Here is a 16,576-nt window from a genome sequence, read left to right on the forward strand (position 1 = left end):
AGCGCTGTCGGGTTTTGCTTGGGTGTGGTGCCCGGCGGGGGGCATCGCGTAGATATCGGTGTCTGCAAGCGATTGCTGCGGATGGATGATGCGCCAGGCGTCTGGTCTGCGACTTGGCTGCAGGGCCCTTGGCCGCCCACCATCGCGGGACACGCCGTGAATCCGTCCATGGAGGCTCTTCTGCGGCATCCATGCCGCAGAAGGTCCCGCGAGGGTGGGCGGCCAAGGGCCGGTCACGATGGTCGGTGCATCACCAAGCAGTGAATGCCTTCATCGCTCTGAGCGATCCGCCCAGTGCCCGGCCCAGTGTTGCTGTCGCATCGGTGGCCGCTTGCACGGATGCGTGACCGTGCAGTTGCGGCGCACCGAGACGATCCGCTGCGTCAGATCTTGGCGCGTTGTTCCCGTAGGCCGGTCAATTGCACGGTCCAGTCGTTCAAGCGCGCGCGCTCCTGTTCGACGACCGCCGCTGGTGCGTTCTGCACGAAGGTGGCATTGCCGAGTTTGCCGTTGCACTTGCCGATTTCGCTTTCCACCCGCTTGATCTCCTTGTCCAGGCGGGTGCGCTCGGCCTCCATGTCGACCAGGCCTGCCAGCGGCACCAGCAACGTGAGTTCGCCTACGATGGCGGCAGCCGCAGGCGGAGCGTCCTGGCCGGCGTCCAGCCAGTCGATGGATTCGAGCTTGAGCAGGAACGCCAGCTGCGATGCGAAGCGCGCCACGCGCGTGCGGTCGTCGGCGGTGCCGGCCTGCAGCAGTAGCTGCACCTGCTTGGACGGCGGCACGTTCAACTCGCTGCGCACGCGGCGCAATGCCGACACCATCGACTTCAACCATTCGACATCGGCTTCTGCGCTGGCGTAGCTGCCGGTGTCCACATCGCCAACCTGCGGGAATGTCTGCAGGGAGATCGTTGCGGCAGTGATGCCCAGGCGCGGCGCGACCTGTTGCCACAGCTCTTCGGTGACGAACGGGGTGAGCGGGTGCAGCAGGCGCAGCAGCGATTCGAGCACGTACAGCAGGGTGTGACGCGTGCTGGCCGCGGCGTCGTTGTCCTGCACGGCACCGCTGAGCGCCGGCTTTGCCAGCTCCACGAACCAATCGCAGAACGCGTTCCAGGCAAATTCGTACAACGACTGCGTCAGCAGGTCGAAGCGGTAGTTGGCGTAATGCGCATGCGTTTCCGCGGTGACCTTGTCCAGCCGCGCCAGAATCCACTTCTCCGCTTCGGTACGCGGTTGCGGCACGCCGGCAAAGCGCGCGCCTTCGGTGTTCATCAGCACGAAGCGCGTGGCGTTCCACAGCTTGTTGCAGAAGTTCTTGTAGCCCTCGGCGCGGCCCAGGTCGAACTTGATGTCGCGGCCATGCGTGGCCAGTGCGGCAATGGTGAAGCGCAGCGCGTCGGCACCGTGCGCGATGATGCCGTCCGGGAATTCGCGGCGGGTGGCTTTTTCGATCTTCTCCGCCATGCGCGGTTGCATCAGCCCGTTGGTGCGCTTGGCCACCAGGTCTTCGATGCTGATGCCGTCGATGATGTCCAGCGGATCCAGCACGTTGCCCTTGGACTTGGACATCTTCTGGCCCTGCGCATCGCGGATCAGGCCAGTGATGTAGACATCGCGGAATGGCACCTGGCCGGTGAAGCTGTCGGTGGCCATGATCATGCGCGCCACCCAGAAGAAGATGATGTCGAAGCCGGTGACCAGCACGCTGGAAGGCAGATAGCGCTCGAAACCGCGCTCGGCCATCGCGTTCGCATCCGGCCAGCCCAGGGTGGAGAACGGCCACAGCTGCGAAGAGAACCAGGTTTCCAGCACGTCGCTGTCCTGGTGCAGCGCGACGTCGGCACCCAGGCCGTGTTTCGCGCGCACCTCGGCTTCGTCATGGCCGACGTAGCACTTGCCTGCCTCGTCGAACCACGCCGGAATACGATGCCCCCACCACAGCTGACGGCTGATGCACCAGTCCTGGATGTTCTCCATCCAGTGGCGATAGGTGTTGATCCAGTTCGGCGGCACGAACTTGATCTGGCCGCTCTCCACCAGCTCAAGCCCACGCTTGGCCAGCGCGTCCATTTTGACGAACCACTGGTCGGTGAGATACGGCTCGATCACCTGGCCGGTGCGGTCGCCGCGCGGTACCTGCAGCTTGTGCGGCTTGGTTTCCACCAAGACGCCCAGGTCTTCCAGTTCGGACAGCACCAGCTTGCGCGCGTCGTAGCGATCCAGGCCGCGGTAGCGTTCCGGCGCATTCTCGTTGATGGTGGCGGTGACCGTGAACAGGTTGATCAGCGGCAGGTCATGCCGCACGCCCACCTGATAATCGTTGAAATCATGCGCAGGCGTGACCTTGACCACGCCGGTGCCGAAGGCGCGGTCGACATAGTCGTCGGTGATCACCGGCACTTGCCGGCCGGTCAGCGGCAGCACGATGCGCGCGCTGTGCAGCGTGGTGTAGCGCGGGTCTTCCGGATGCACCATCACTGCGGTATCGCCCAGCATGGTCTCCGGGCGCGTGGTGGCCACCACCAGGTAATCGCGGGTTTCGCGCAGGGTCTCGGCGCCGTCGGCATCGTGTTCGACGTGCTCGTAGGTCACGCCATCGGCCAGCGGGTAGCGGATCGACCACAAAAAGCCGTCTTCTTCGACGTTTTCCACTTCCAGATCGGAGATCGCGGTCTTCAGCACCGGGTCCCAGTTGACCAGCCGCTGGCCGCGATAGATCAGGCCCTGCTCGTACCAGCGCACGAAGGCTTGGTTGACCGCGGCCGACGGCTGCGGGTCCATGGTGAAGGTGCTGCGCGACCAGTCGCTGGAGGTGCCCAGGCGGCGCATCTGGCGCTCGATGGTGTCGCCGGATTCGGCCTTCCACTCCCACACCTTGGCGATGAAGCCCTCGCGCCCCAGCGAGTCGCGCGTCTCACCCTTGCCTTCCAGCGCCAGGTTGCGCGACACCACCATCTCGGTGGCGATGCCGGCATGGTCGGTGCCCACTTGCCACAGCGTATCGAAGCCGCGCATGCGGTGGTAGCGCACCAGCGCATCCATCAGCGTCTGCTGGAACGCATGGCCCATATGCAGCGTCCCGGTGACATTGGGGGGCGGCAGCAGCACGGTGTAGGGCTCGCCCTTGCCGGACGGTACGAAGTAACCGGCCGCCTCCCACTGCGCGTACAGGCGCGATTCGAAGGAAGAGGGTTCGTAGCTGGAGGCGAGGGTGGTCATAAGGAAGGGAATGGGGAGTCGGGAATAGGGAATGGGTAAAGCGGGGTGTACTGCTCGGTGATGGTCCAATGGGAGAGAGCCGGGTTTCGATTCCCTATTCCCTATTCCCCATTCCCGATTCACATGTCGTACTTGGTCAGTTCCAGGCCCAGGGCCTTGTACTGCTTCCAACGTTCGCGCAGCGGTTCGCGGGCGGCGGGGTCGGCAGGCACCACTTCCAGCACGCGGTCGCAGGCGCCCAGGTACGGGTCGTCGCGCAGGTTGATCACCAGCGGGCGCGAGGGTGCGGCGAACTCGGGCGCGGCGATCAGCACCGGCGCCAGTTCGTCTTCCTCGTCGGTACCGGCGATCTGGTGCGGTACGTAGGCTTCGTCGTCGAATGCCCACAACAGGTCATCCAGCGCCTCGGCCTGCGCGGCGTCGCGCGCCAGGATCAGGGTGGACAGGTTGGCGTCGTTGGCCTTGCGCGCCAGCTCGCAGACCAGCCGCAGCGGTTCGTCGAGGAAGCGCGGTTTGGCGATCAGGTAGAAGTCGGCACGGGGCATCAGGGCAGGGAATCGGGAGAGGGGAATCGGGAATGGTCACGGCATCGCCGCGACCTCGAAGGTCGCGGCGATGACTGAGAGGAGAAGGATTTCACGATTCCCTATTCCCGATTCTCAATTCCCACCTGCGGCGCGGTCCAGCAACCACTGCGTCAACAGCCCCACCGGGCGTCCGGTGGCCATGCCGCGCTTGCCTTCGTCGCTGGCGACGCCGGCGATGTCCAGGTGCGCCCAGCGCTGGTTCTCGGTGAAGCGCGACAGGAAGCAGCCGGCGGTGATCGCGCCGCCCCAGCGGCCGCCGATGTTGTAGACGTCGGCGAAGGTGGAATCCAGCAGGCCCTGGTACTCGTCCCACAGCGGCAGGCGCCAGGCGCGGTCGAACACGTGCTCGCCGGCGGCCAGCAGTTCGTTGGCCAGGTCGTCGTGCTTGCTCATCAGGCCGGCGGTCTGGTGGCCCAGCGCCACCATGCAGGCGCCGGTCAGCGTGGCCACGTCCACCAGGGCTTCGGGGTTGAAGCGCTCGGCGTAGGTCAGCGCATCGCACAGGATCAGGCGGCCCTCGGCGTCGGTATTGCCGACCTCGATGGTCTTGCCGGACATGCTGGTGATCACGTCGGAGGGGCGATAGGCATTGCCGTCGATGGCGTTCTCGACCGCCGGCACCACCACCACCAGATTGATCGGCAGCTCGGCCTTGACCGTGGCGACGAAGGTGCCGATGACGTTGGCGCCGCCGCACATGTCGTATTTCATTTCCTCGATGCCGCCCTGCGTCTTGAGGTTGACGCCGCCGGTGTCGAAGGTGATGCCCTTGCCGACCAGCACATAGGGACGCGCGTCGCCGCCGCCGTTCCACTTCAGCACGATCAGCCGCGGGCGGTTGGCCGAGCCGCGCGCCACCGACAGCAGCGAGCCCATGCCCAGCGACTCCATCTGGGTCTCGTCCAGGATCTCGGCTTCGGCACCGGCGTACTTGCCGGCGAATGCGGCCGCGGTGTCGGCCAGGTAGGCCGGGGTGCAGTAGTTCGGCGGCAGGTTGCCCAGCTCGCGGGCGAACTCCACGCCCTCGGCGGTGGCCACGCCCACGGCCAGCGCGCGGGCGTCGTCGCCGGCGATCGCCAGCGTGGTCAGGCCGCTCTCGTCGACCTTCTTCTTGCCCAGCGTGGCGGTGTAGCGGTAGGCGGCATGGTCGCTGACGATGATCGCCTGGCGGATGTTCCATGCGCTGTCGCGCGCCTTGACCGGCAATTCGGTCAAGGTCAGCAGGGCGTTGCCGACCGCGCCGGTCTTCAGCGCGCGGGTCGCATCGCCGATCGCCTTGAGGTAGGGCGCCACGCCGAACTTGCCGGACTCGCCCAGCCCCACCACCAGCACACGCGGAGCGGTCACGCCGGGCAGGTCGTGGACCAGGGTGGTGCTGCCGGTCTTGGCAGCCACATCGCCACGTGCCACCAGCGCCGTCAAACGGCCCTGGCTGGCGCTGTCCAGCGCCTGCGCAGCGGGCGACAGGGTCTTGTCGGCGAACACGCCAACCACGATGCAGTCGACGGCGGCGCTTGCCGGCGCGTCTTGGTTCAGGGTGAATTGCAGGGCCATTGATCAGATTCCGTAGGCAAATCCGTACAATCGCGGGCTGTTTACGCCAACCTGACTAGGCTGGCGACGCCGCGAACGAATCCGAGAGTTTAAAACAAGCCCACCCTATGCCGAAGCTCGATCGATATCTGCTTAGCGATTTCACCCAGAGCTTCCTGGCCACCTTGATTGTGCTGCTGGTCGTCAGCGTCGGCGGCGTGCTGGTGGATATCCTCGGCAATATCGCCGATGGCCGCATCCCCGCTCGCTTGCTGCTGTCCCAGGTGGGCCTGCAGTTCGTGGCCTACCTGCCGATCATCCTGCCGCTGGCGCTGATGCTGGGCCTGTTATTGGCCCTGGCAAGGCTGTACCGCGATTCAGAAATGGCCGTCATCACCGCCATTGGCGTAGGCCCAAGGCGCATGTTGCGGCCGATGCTGATGCTGGTGGTGCCGGTAGTGGTGATCATCGGGCTGTGCTCGCTGTGGCTGGGTCCGTGGGCCAGCCGCACTGCCGAAACCATGCTGGAAGACGCCAACCGCAGCGTGCTGATGGCCGGCCTGGAGTCGGGCAAGTTCACCCCGCTGTCCGGCGGCGGGGTGGTGTACCTGACCACCATCTCGGCCGACGGCAAGAACCTGGGCAAGGTCTTCATGCAACGGCAGAAGGACGACCGCCTGGACGTGGTCACTGCCGAACGTGGCGCGATGTTCTTCGAAGGCAAGACCGACCGTTACCTGCGCCTGGAGGACGGCTACCGCATCGAAGGCCCGGCCGCCGGCGACACCCTGGACTACCGTTTGATGAAGTTCGCCAGCAACGACGTGGCCTTGCCCGACCGCACCCGCACCCACGACGCCAACGACCCGGAAGTGATGTGGACCACCCAACTGCTTTCCGATGAGCGTCCGGCGGCGCGCGCGCAGCTGCATGAGCGCCTGGCGCCGCCGCTGTTGGCGCTGGCATTCGCCCTGCTGACCCTGCCGCTGTCGCGCAGCGCGCCGCGGCAACAGCGTTACGGCCGGATCATGCTGGCCTTCCTGGCTTACATGGTGGGCACCAACCTGATGATCGTCGGCACCCAGTGGATCGCCAATGGCAAGACCCCGGCTGCGCTGGGCTTGTGGTGGCTGACGCTGCCGCTGCTGGCGGTGGCGGTCTGGGCGTATGCGCGCGATGGCCGCGTGCGTCGGCCGAGGGCGGGCGCATGAGGCTGACCCCGCGGGTCCATGATTGGTACGTCGGTCGCGCGGTGTTGTTCACCGTGCTGCTGACCTGGGCGGTGCTGCTGGGGCTGGACCTGGTCAACGCGTTTGCCAGCGAGGCCAAGAACATCGGCCAGGGTAGCTACAGCTTCGGTCACGCGGTGGCCTTTGTGGCCTACACCGTGCCACGTCGCGCCTATACCCTGTTTCCGACCGCCGCAGTGATCGGCGCATTGATGGGCCTGGGCCAACTGGCGGCCACATCCGAGCTGACCGCCTTGCGGGCGCTGGGCGTCTCGCGCAAGCGCATGTCGGCCTCGGTGGTCGCAGCGATGGCCTTGCTGACCGCCTCCATGGTGATCAGCGGCGAGACCGTGGGCCCCTGGGCGCAGAACCAGGCCGATACGCTCAAGGCCAGCGCCCGCTACAACAACAGTATGGCGTCCTCGCGCTATTCGGGCCTGTGGGCACGCGAAGGCGACACCTTCCTCAATGCGCTCAGCGGCGAAGAAAAGCTGCTCGACGGCGGCGGTACCGCGCTCGACCTGCACGATGTGCGGCTGTATCACCTGGACGCCAACGGCAGGCTGCAACAGCTGACCTACGCATCCGTGGCCGAGCATCGCGACGGCCGCTGGACCTTGCGCCAGGTGCGTCGCGATACCTTCCAGGAACGCTCGGTACAGCGCGAAACCTTCCCCGAGCTGCCATGGCAATCGCAGCTGAGTCCGGCGGCGCTGGCGGCCGGCCTGGCCAAGCCGCGCAACCTCTCCGCGCACGAGCTGGAGCAGAGCATCGAGTACCGCCGCCGCAACGGCCTGGATGCGCGCGATTACGAGGATCAGTACTGGAGCCGCTGGTTCTACCCGCTCAACGTGTTGGCGCTGTGCATGGCGGCGATTCCGTTCTCGTTCGGTTCGCTGCGTAGCGGCGGCCTGGGCAAGCGGCTGTTCCTGGGCATCCTGTTCGCGCTCGGCTTCTGGCTGCTGCAGCTGTTCTTCGGCCGCATGGCAGGCGCGCTCAAGCTCGATTATCGCATCGCCTATGCACTGCCGCCGATGGTGATGCTGGGCGTGTCTGCATGGTTGTTCCGGCGGCGAAGTAGCTGACGTGCGCCGGCTGAGCCTGACCGGATTGGCGATGTGCGTGCCGTATGCGGCACTGATTGCGTTCTGTCAGCGCTTTGCGCACGACCCGCAGGTCGACTACAAAAGCCAACTGGTGTGGAAGCAACTGCCAGTGATGTTGCAGATGATGGTTGCAGATGGCCTGGGCCTGACGCGCCTGCCGGTCCAGCTATCCTGGGCGACGGCTTATACGCTGATGGTGGCGCCCATGTTCCTGGCGCTTTATCTGTTGGGCCGTGCGCTGGAGAACACCTTCAGAGACCATGGCCCGGCTTGGAAAGACCCATCCAATACGGATGGGCGCGGACAGTGAGTTTCACTCTGCTGCCGCCCTGCTTTTGTCTATAACGCGACCTCGATTAGCTGGATTCGCGGGGGCCGGTCCGTCGCTGCCACATCCACATCCAACCGTCAGGCCGGTGGCTTGAAAGTCGCTGTGGTCTGGTCCCGGTTGTGCGTCCCTCACGCCGTGCGCGTGCCGCGTAGCGCCGCTGACAGTGTGAGCCACCAGGAAGACGTGGCGAGCCAATCATCTGGTGGGTGCGGACGGCGCGCTCAGAACCCGAGCATGCGGGTCGCCCCTGTCGCATCGAGCATCGGCCGCACCGGCACGGCGGTGAGCGCCATAGGCTAGGCCTTGGGTCTGACTATCCGCTGCACTCTGGTTCCGCTGGCGCGGTCGTGCCATGTCAGCCGATCGCGATCGACCCAGGCCCACCAGAATCCTAGTCCGCCCAAAGCCAGCGACAGCGTGCCCACCGCATAGCGGATCCACAACGCGCGCCAGGAGGCTTGCGGGCCGACCAGCTGCAGTCGCCAGGGACGCATGCCCAGGGTCTGGCCGCCGCGGCGCCAACTCAGGGTGGCGTACACCCCGGCGGCGGCCCAGCAGCACAGCCAGAGCAGCCACTGCCAGGCACTGAACGGTGCGATGTTTTCGCGCGCCGGGTGCCCGGCCAGGGTGAAACCCAGGGTGAAAGCGGCCGAAATCAGCATCCACAGCGCCAGCACCGGCCAGGCGTCGTAGCACATCGACAATAGCCGCCAGTGCAGCAGGGCGGCCGGTCGTGGGGAATCGGATGCGGCGATCGAAGTCATGGCGCGAGCATAGCCGGCGCCAGCGATGCGGCAACGCCGCGCTGCACTAATGCAGTCCCCAACGCACAGCGGCCGACGCTGGCTGTGCGGTCCGCCAGGTGGCTGCGGCCAGAGCCTCGGTGGCGGCGCAGGGGCTGTCGCCGCTGCGGTCCAGGCGCTACGGAAACAATGTGGGCTCGCGCCGTCTCGTGTCACCCAGGCCGTGCTTGGGATCCGGGCACGTTTGACCTAAGGGCTTTCCGATGACAGCGTCGCGCCCAGGTGCGCTCCTGCCTGTGTGATGCGCGCGAGTGAATGCGGCGCGCGTGCTGGGTCTTGCGCTAGGTTCGCTAACCGCGAGGGTGATGCTTGGCGTGCAGCTTCTGCAGGTGCTGCCTTGCCACCAGCGTGTAGATCTGGGTGGTCGATAGCGAGCTGTGGCCCAGCAGCATCTGCAGCGCGCGCAGGTCTGCGCCGTGGTTGAGCAGGTGGGTCGCAAAACTGTGGCGCAGGCCGTGCGGGCTGACCGTGGCCGGGTCGATGCCGGCCACCGCCGCATAGCGTTTGACCAAGGTCCAGAAGTGCTGACGGCTGGGCGGCTGGCGTGCCGCATCGATGAACAACGGCACCTGCCCGTCGACTGCGGCCACGGCCTTGTGACCGGCCAGCAGCGGGCGCGCCTCATGCAGATAGCGCTCAAGCCAATGCTGCGACTCTTCGCCCAGCGGCACCAGGCGCTCCTTGCTGCCCTTGCCGGTCACTCGCAGCACGCCCTGGCGCAGGTTGACGCCCACCGCCGGAAGATTCACCAGCTCGCTGACCCGCAGGCCGGCGGCGTACATCAACTCGAGCATGGCGCGGTCGCGCAGGCCAAGCGGTGCCTGGACATCGGGCGCCGCCAGCAAGGCCTCGATCTGGGTTTCGGTCAGCGCCTTGGGCAGCGAGCGCGGCAACCGGGGTGGGTCGAGCAGGGCAGTGGGATCATCGCTGCGCACGCCATCGCGCAGGCACAGGCCGTAGAAGGCCCGCAACGTCGACAACAGCCGGGCATTGCTGCGCGGCGAGTACCTGGCCTCGGTCCGCCAGCGCAGGTAATCGAACAATACCGACCGATCGATGCCGAGCAATCCACCGCCGGCACCGTCGCGCCACCGTGCCAACCCTTCCAGGTCGCGCCGGTAACTGTCCAGCGTCTGCCGCGCCACGCCCTGCTCGGCCCACAAGCGATCCAGAAAGCGCTCGATGGCGGCGGCATCGGCCGCCTGCACCGGCGGCAGCTGTTGGGTGAGTTGGCGACGTTCGGCAGGGCTGCTGGCTGACATCGCCACAGCATAGAACGTGATGCGCGGAATGCGATGCCAACGCTGGTTAGCGGTCAGGTGTCGCCAACGCTTGCCTTGCTGCGTTGTGGCCGAGGTTTGCGCTCCAAGGAAGTCGCACGCCACGCCTTATGCTGCGTAACAGCGCCATGGCCGGCTCCCAGGCCACGGTGAATTGCCGCAGGACAGCAAGCAAAGCACACCCGGGATCACACACGTAAGAGCGCACCCGGGCGCGACGGCCGTCACCGGCAATCCCGCCGTGCCGACTCCCGCGTCAATGCCCGCAAGCCCTGACGCAGCGACACCAAGCGCAACAATCCGCCTGTCCGGACCGGGAGTGCCACGAACTCGCCGGCGAGCGAGCGAACAAACTGTCGCGGCCGCTGCCAGGCTTCATCCACCCTGTGCGAGAATCGAGCCACCCCGATTCCACTGGATGCGTGAATGTATCGTCTTGCCATCGCCGCGCTGCTGGGCGCGCTCAGCCTTACCGCCTGCGCACAATCGTCGCAGCCTGCGGCAAGCAACGTCGGCACCAAGCCAGCCGCCGCTGCCGCCCCCGCCGCGACCGGCAATGTGGATCAGCGCGTCGGCGCCGCCCTCAAGGCCCTGGACCCGGACTTCAAGCCGGATTACATCGGCGCCGCGCCGTTCCCCGGGTTCCGCGAAGTGGTGGTCGGCGGGCAGGTGCTGTACGTCAGCGATGACGGCCGTTACCTGATCCAGGCGCAGCCGTTCGACATCCAGAACAAGCAGTTCGCCGCCAGCCCGGGCCTGCTGGCGTATCGCCGCAAGCAGCTGGAGACCGTGCCCAAGGCCGACCGCATCGTGTTCGCACCGGCCAACCCCAAGTACACCGTGACCGTGTTCACCGACGTGGAATGCGGCTACTGCCGCAAGCTGCACAGCGAGATCGGCGAGCTCAACAAGCAGGGCATCGCGGTGGAATACCTGGCCTTCCCGCGCATGGGCCTGGGCAGCCAGGACCACAAGGAAATGATTGCCGTGTGGTGCGCGGCCGACCGCAAGCAGGCGCTGACGGCAGCCAAGTCGGGCCAGCCGGTGAACTCCAAGGACTGCAAGAATCCGGTGTCGATGGAATACACGCTGGGCCAGCGTCTGGGCGTCAACGGCACCCCGGCGATCTTTGCGCCGGACGGCACCCAGCTCGGTGGCTATCTGCCGCCGGCGCAGCTGCGCGAAGCGCTGGAAAAGCGCGCGGTCACCACTGCCGGCGGCAGCCGCTGAGGGATCCGTTGGCGGCGCGATGCTGCCTGGAGGCTGGCCGCTGCGGCGGTTGGTGTGATCGATCAAGAGGCTGGAATGCGCATGCATTCCGGCCTCTTGCGTTTCGGGGTTAGAGCGGCTGACAAACTTAGCGGGCAGTCGTCAGATGGGCATGGATGGCGCAGAGGAGCCGGCGTGTACGCGTGGTCCATGCCGCACCCGGCACCGGCCGCACCCGCCTGGTGGTGAGCACCGCCGTTTTGTCAGCCGCGCTGTGGGGTTGGAGCAGCGGCGGACCGGCTTCGGCCAACGCTGCTGACCTCGCACGCGCGCTGTTACCCAGGCCGGCGACAGCTGTACGCCGCATTTCCTGCTGGCATTGCCATCCGCCTTCGCCGTTGCCGCATCGGGCCGGAATGCGCCGAATCGGGGCAGTCCGTGCGACGCATCAGCCGACAGATCGGTGGCCCACCCACGCCAGGTCCGGCGCCGGCCCATCAGCTCCGTTACAATCTGCAGCCCCGTTTCTGACACGGTTCCCCGGACATGATGGTCCTCGAGGGCGCTTCCGCCCTTTCGCCGTTCCGCCGCGCTCGGCTCGAAACCCGCCTGCAAACCCTCGTCCCCGCGCTGCGCATCACCGGCGCCTGGCACGTCTATTTCATCCGCGCCGAGGCCGGGCAAGCGCCCGACCAGGCCACCTTGCAGCGGATCCTGCAGGCCGAAGCCGCCCCCGCGCCGCAGGCCGAGGCGGCTTCCTCGCGCTACGTGGTGCCGCGCCTGGGCACGCTGTCGCCGTGGTCGAGCAAGGCCACCGAACTGGTGCGCGGCGCCGGGCAGCCGATCCAGCGCGTGGAGCGTGGCACCCGTATCGATCTGGCCGGCTGGCCGGCCGACGACGCGACGCAGGCCGCCGTGGCCAAGCTGCTGCACGATCCGATGACGCAGTCGCTGCTCGGCTCGGCCGCTGCCGCCGAAGCGCTGTTCAACGTGCCCGAGCCCGGTCATCTGCAGCGCGTGCCACTGGATGGGCTGGAGCAGGCCAACCGCGACCTGGGCCTGGCCCTGGCGCAGGACGAGATCGACTACCTGCGCGAGCGCTTCGCCGCGCTGGGGCGCGACCCGGCCGACGTCGAGCTGATGATGTTCGCCCAGGCCAACTCCGAGCACTGCCGGCACAAGATCTTCAACGCCAGCTGGACCATCGACGGCAAGCCGCAGGAACGCTCGCTGTTCCGCATGATCAAGCACACTCACCAGCAGACCCCGCAGCACACCTTGTCGGCCTATAGCGACAACGCGGCGGTGGTGGAAGGCGTGCCGGCCGCGCGCTATCGCCCGGACCCGGCCACCGGCCAGTACCGCAGCGAAGCGGTGCTGCCGTCGGCATTCGCCATCAAGGTGGAAACGCATAATCACCCGACCGCGATCGCGCCGTTTCCCGGCGCGGCCACCGGCGCCGGCGGCGAGATCCGCGACGAGGGTGCCACCGGCCGCGGCGGCAAACCCAAGGCCGGCCTGACCGGTTTCACCGTCTCGCACCTGCGCATCCCCACCTTGCCGCAGCCGTGGGAAGCGCCGCGCGCGCTGAACCCGCGCATGGCCCCGGCGCTGGACATCATGCTCGACGGGCCGCTGGGCGGTGCTGCATTCAACAACGAATTCGGCCGGCCGAACCTGCTCGGCTATTTCCGCAGCTTCGAGCTGGCCGAAGGCCCGGGCCTGACCCGTGCCTACGACAAGCCGATCATGCTGGCCGGCGGCCTGGGCGCGATCGATCGCAACCAGGTCGAAAAGCTGCGCCTGCAGCCCGGCGATGCGGTGATCGTGCTGGGCGGCCCGGCGATGCTGATCGGCCTGGGCGGCGGTGCGGCCAGTTCGGTGGCGGCCGGCGACAGCGCCGAGGCGCTGGACTTTGCCAGCGTGCAGCGCGAGAACCCGGAAATGGAGCGCCGCTGCCAGGAGGTCATCGACCGCTGCGTGGCGCTGGGGATCGACAATCCGATCCGCTGGTTCCACGACGTGGGTGCGGGCGGGCTGTCCAACGCCATTCCCGAGCTGCTGCACGATTCGGGCGTGGGCGGCATCATCGACCTCGGTCGCGTGCTCACCGACGACCCCTCGCTGTCGCCGCTGGAACTGTGGTGCAACGAATCGCAGGAACGCTACGTGCTGGGCGTGCCACAGGCGCGGCTGGACGAATTTGCCGCCATCTGCGCGCGCGAGCGCTGCCCGTTTGCGGCGGTTGGCGTGGCGACGGCCGAGGAGCGGCTGGTGGTGGGCTATGGCGTCTTCGACGCCGAGAATGGGGAATGGGGAATCGGGAATCGTAACGGCGCGTTGCCGGCTGCCGAGGCCGCTTCTCACCATTCTCCATTCCCCACTCCCGATTCCCCATTGCCGATCGACCTGCCGATGGATGTCTTGTTCGGCAAGGCGCCGAAGATGCATCGCGACGCGGTGCATCCGCCGGCGCCGCAGTGGCCGGTGCTGCAGACTGCCGGGCTGGATTTGCACGAGGCCGGCTTGCGCGTGCTGGCGCATCCCACGGTGGCGTCCAAGAGCTTTCTGGTCACCATCGGCGACCGCAGCGTGGGCGGCTTGACCGCGCGCGAGCAGATGATCGGGCCGTGGCAGCTGCCGCTGGCGGACTGTGCGATCACCCTGGCCGGGTTCGAGACGTTCGCTGGCGAGGCGATGTCGATCGGCGAGCGCACTCCGCTGGCGCTGTTGAACGCAGCAGCGTCCGCGCGCATGGCGGTGGGCGAGGCAATCACCAATCTGTGCGCCGCTCCGGTGCAGACGCTGGACAGCATCAAGCTCTCGGCCAACTGGATGGCCGCGGCCGGCCATGCCGGCGAAGACGCCTTGCTGTACGACGCCGTGCGTGCGATCGGCATGGAGCTGTGCCCGGCGCTGGAGCTGAGCGTGCCGGTGGGCAAGGACTCGCTGTCGATGCAGGCGCAGTGGGTTGTCGGGAATGGGGAATCGGGAATCGGGAATGGCGAAACGCCGCAGCCCTCCGCTTCCACCATTCCCCATTCCCCATTCCCCATTCCCGGTGAAACGCACAAGAGCGTTTCACCGGTCTCGCTGATCATCAGTGCATTCGCGCCCGTTGGCGATGTGCGCACGCAGCTGACGCCGTTGTTGCGCAACGACGAAGAGAGCGAGCTGTGGTTGATCGGGTTGGGCGGCGGCAAGCAGCGTCTGGGTGGCTCGGTACTGGCGCAGGTGTATGCCGACGATGCGGCCTTGCCGGCGTTCGGTGGCGAAGTGCCGGACCTGGAAGATGCGCAGCGGCTGCGCAGTTTCTTCGAATTGATCCGCGATGCGCGCCAGAGCGGGCTGTTGCTGGCCTATCACGATCGCAGCGATGGCGGTGCGTTTGCGGCGCTGTGCGAGATGGCCTTCGCCTCGCGTCAGGGCCTGGATATCACCCTGGATGCGTGGGGCGAAGACGCGTTCCGCAGCCTGTTCAATGAAGAACTCGGTGCGGTGGTGCAGATCGCCAGCGAAGATCGCGCCGCGTTTGCCGATCTGGTCGAGCGGCATGCACTGACCGAATGCGCGCAGCGCATCGCACGCCCCACTGGCGCGCCGCGTATCCGCGTGAGCGGGCAGGGGCGTGTGCTGGCGGAATGGCGTTGGGAAGAATTGTTCGATGCCTGGTGGTCGGTGACCCACGCCATGCAGAAGCTGCGCGACAACCCCGACAGCGCCGACGAGGAGCGCGCGCTGGCGCGCGATTTCCAGGCGCCCGGCCTGCGTCCCAAGCTGGTGTTCGACCCGTCCGAGGATGTGGCCGCGCCGTTCGTGGCGACCGGTGCGCGGCCCAAGGTGGCGATCCTGCGCGAGCAGGGCGTCAACGGGCAGATCGAAATGGCCTACAACTTCGAACGTGCCGGGTTCAGCGCGTTCGACGTGCACATGAGCGACCTGATCGAAGGGCGCGTGGATCTGGCGCAGTTTTCCGGCTTCGCCGCCTGTGGCGGTTTCAGCTATGGCGATGTGCTGGGTGCCGGCCGCGGTTGGGCCACCTCGATCCTGGAACGCGCGGCATTGCGCGATGCGTTTGCCGCGTTCTTCGCGCGCAGCGATACGTTCGCGCTGGGCGTGTGCAACGGTTGCCAGATGCTCAGCCAGCTCAAGGACATCATTCCCGGTGCCGGGCACTGGCCGCGTTTCCTGCGCAATCGCAGCGAGCAGTTCGAAGCGCGCACCGCGTTGCTGGAGGTGGTGGAGTCGCCGTCGATCTTCCTGCGCGGCATGGCCGGCTCGCGGATTCCGGTGGCAGTGGCGCATGGCGAAGGCCGTGCGGAGTTCGACACGGCCGTGGACCAGGCCGCCGCACGCGTGGCGCTGCGTTTCGTCGACGGTAACGGCGCGGTGGCATCGCAGTACCCGCTCAACCCGAACGGGTCGCCGGACGGTATCACCGGGCTGACCAGTACCGATGGCCGCGCCACCATCCTGATGCCGCATCCCGAGCGCACGCCGCGCACGGCAAACCTGAGTTGGCATCCGGCCGACTGGGGCGACGATTCGCCGTGGCTGCGGATGTTCCGTAACGCGCGGGTGTGGTGCGGTTGAGTCGATGATCCGAAGCCGCGTGCGCTGAGTGCGCGCGTGCCTCCCCCCGACGGCCGTGTGCAGCGATGCACACGGCCGTTTTCGTGTGATGCCATGGCGTGCGCGGTCACGTCATCGCAAGTGCGTGCATGGCTGTCTTGGTGTGACGGGCTGTACCGCACATCGCACTGCATCGGTGCTGTCGCCCGAAGACGCGTGCAATCCCCATGTGTTGGGCGACTGCTGACGCGTTCTGGTCAGTCTGGTCCTGCGTGGCGGTCGGTGGGGTTGCCCAGCCGGCAGCGTGTCCCACACCGGGCTGCAGCGCGGCGATCGACACGCTGCGGCGCGTGATCAGGTGCGGCTGCGCAACCGCAACAAGGTTCCGTAAAAACCATAAGGTTTGCTTCGAGTAACTATCAAAAATGCTAGTTATTAGAATCGAAGGTAATTTTTTCTGTGTGCGTGATGCGATTCGCATTTAGTTATTCGGGTTTTCAATAAATTCATCGAGCGTTACGTATCCAGTACACGTCGCTCGTCCGCTACGCACTCAACTGTCGCTTCTTTTTCGGGTGAATTCCGGTGAAGGAGAGCTGCTGCGCTCGATAAAACCTCAGGGGGACTGCGCGCCGATCAGGCGTGCGGTGGTCGGTTCTCACACGCCAGACCATAATGGGGAGTAAGTGTTTAATGAAAAAT

The 16,576-nt window shown here is 66.6% G+C and carries 10 protein-coding genes and 1 other RNA gene; 5 read left to right on the forward strand and 6 right to left on the reverse strand.

Annotated elements, in window-relative coordinates; all coding sequences use genetic code 11:
* Window positions 1-383: 383 nt before the first annotated feature.
* From FHY19_RS18365 to FHY19_RS18375, 3 genes are all read right to left on the reverse strand, one after another.
* The gene (locus FHY19_RS18365) at window positions 384-3,224 is read right to left on the reverse strand and encodes a valine--tRNA ligase (protein WP_259167649.1); all 2,841 of its coding nucleotides are present in this window, start codon (window positions 3,222-3,224) and stop codon (window positions 384-386) included.
* Window positions 3,225-3,343: 119 nt separating this feature from the next.
* On the reverse strand, window positions 3,344-3,769 hold the full coding sequence (locus FHY19_RS18370) for a DNA polymerase III subunit chi (RefSeq protein ID WP_057673282.1): 426 nt from the start codon (window positions 3,767-3,769) through the stop codon (window positions 3,344-3,346).
* A gap of 114 nt (window positions 3,770-3,883) precedes the next feature.
* A complete protein-coding gene (locus FHY19_RS18375) occupies window positions 3,884-5,365 on the reverse strand; it encodes a leucyl aminopeptidase (protein ID WP_259167652.1) in 1,482 nt (493 codons plus the stop codon).
* 107 nt (window positions 5,366-5,472) lie between these two features.
* On the opposite strand from FHY19_RS18375, the gene lptF reads away from it, so the two are divergent.
* From lptF to FHY19_RS18390, 3 genes are read left to right on the forward strand one after another with little or no spacing between them, the layout of a single operon-like run.
* Entirely contained in the window at window positions 5,473-6,555 is a 1,083-nt protein-coding gene (gene lptF, locus FHY19_RS18380) for an LPS export ABC transporter permease LptF (protein ID WP_259167654.1), read from the forward strand.
* Window positions 6,552-7,658 carry an LPS export ABC transporter permease LptG gene (gene lptG / locus FHY19_RS18385; RefSeq protein ID WP_259154995.1) on the forward strand — a complete coding sequence of 369 codons (1,107 nt, stop codon included), beginning with the start codon at window positions 6,552-6,554 and terminating at the stop codon, window positions 7,656-7,658. Before lptF ends, lptG begins: the two co-directional genes overlap by 4 nt.
* Before the next feature lies 1 nt (window position 7,659).
* Complete coding sequence (locus FHY19_RS18390; protein ID WP_259154994.1) at window positions 7,660-7,989, forward strand: hypothetical protein; 330 nt, start codon at window positions 7,660-7,662, stop codon at window positions 7,987-7,989.
* Window positions 7,990-8,306: 317 nt separating this feature from the next.
* On the opposite strand, the gene FHY19_RS18395 is transcribed toward FHY19_RS18390, so the two are convergent.
* Both FHY19_RS18395 and xerD read right to left on the reverse strand, forming a co-directional pair.
* Entirely contained in the window at window positions 8,307-8,774 is a 468-nt protein-coding gene (locus FHY19_RS18395) for an RDD family protein (protein WP_259167657.1), read from the reverse strand.
* Window positions 8,775-9,103: 329 nt separating this feature from the next.
* Window positions 9,104-10,075: a site-specific tyrosine recombinase XerD gene (gene xerD / locus FHY19_RS18400; protein ID WP_259167659.1), complete on the reverse strand. Its 972-nt coding sequence runs from the start codon at window positions 10,073-10,075 to the stop codon at window positions 9,104-9,106.
* A gap of 444 nt (window positions 10,076-10,519) precedes the next feature.
* Here xerD and FHY19_RS18405 point away from each other — a divergent pair, with 444 nt between their 5' ends.
* A complete protein-coding gene (locus FHY19_RS18405) occupies window positions 10,520-11,323 on the forward strand; it encodes a DsbC family protein (protein WP_259167660.1) in 804 nt (267 codons plus the stop codon).
* A 116-nt stretch (window positions 11,324-11,439) separates the two neighbouring features.
* Here the strand turns inward: FHY19_RS18405 and FHY19_RS18410 are convergent.
* A non-coding RNA gene (locus FHY19_RS18410) (sX9 sRNA) lies at window positions 11,440-11,514 on the reverse strand.
* Window positions 11,515-11,848: 334 nt separating this feature from the next.
* Between FHY19_RS18410 and purL the strand changes: the two genes are divergently transcribed.
* On the forward strand, window positions 11,849-15,895 hold the full coding sequence (gene purL, locus FHY19_RS18415; RefSeq protein ID WP_259167662.1) for a phosphoribosylformylglycinamidine synthase: 4,047 nt from the start codon (window positions 11,849-11,851) through the stop codon (window positions 15,893-15,895).
* Window positions 15,896-16,576: the final 681 nt, after the last annotated feature.

Origin of the sequence: Xanthomonas sp. 4461, from assembly GCF_024806475.1 — a bacterium.
Taxonomy (GTDB): domain Bacteria; phylum Pseudomonadota; class Gammaproteobacteria; order Xanthomonadales; family Xanthomonadaceae; genus Xanthomonas; species Xanthomonas arboricola_F.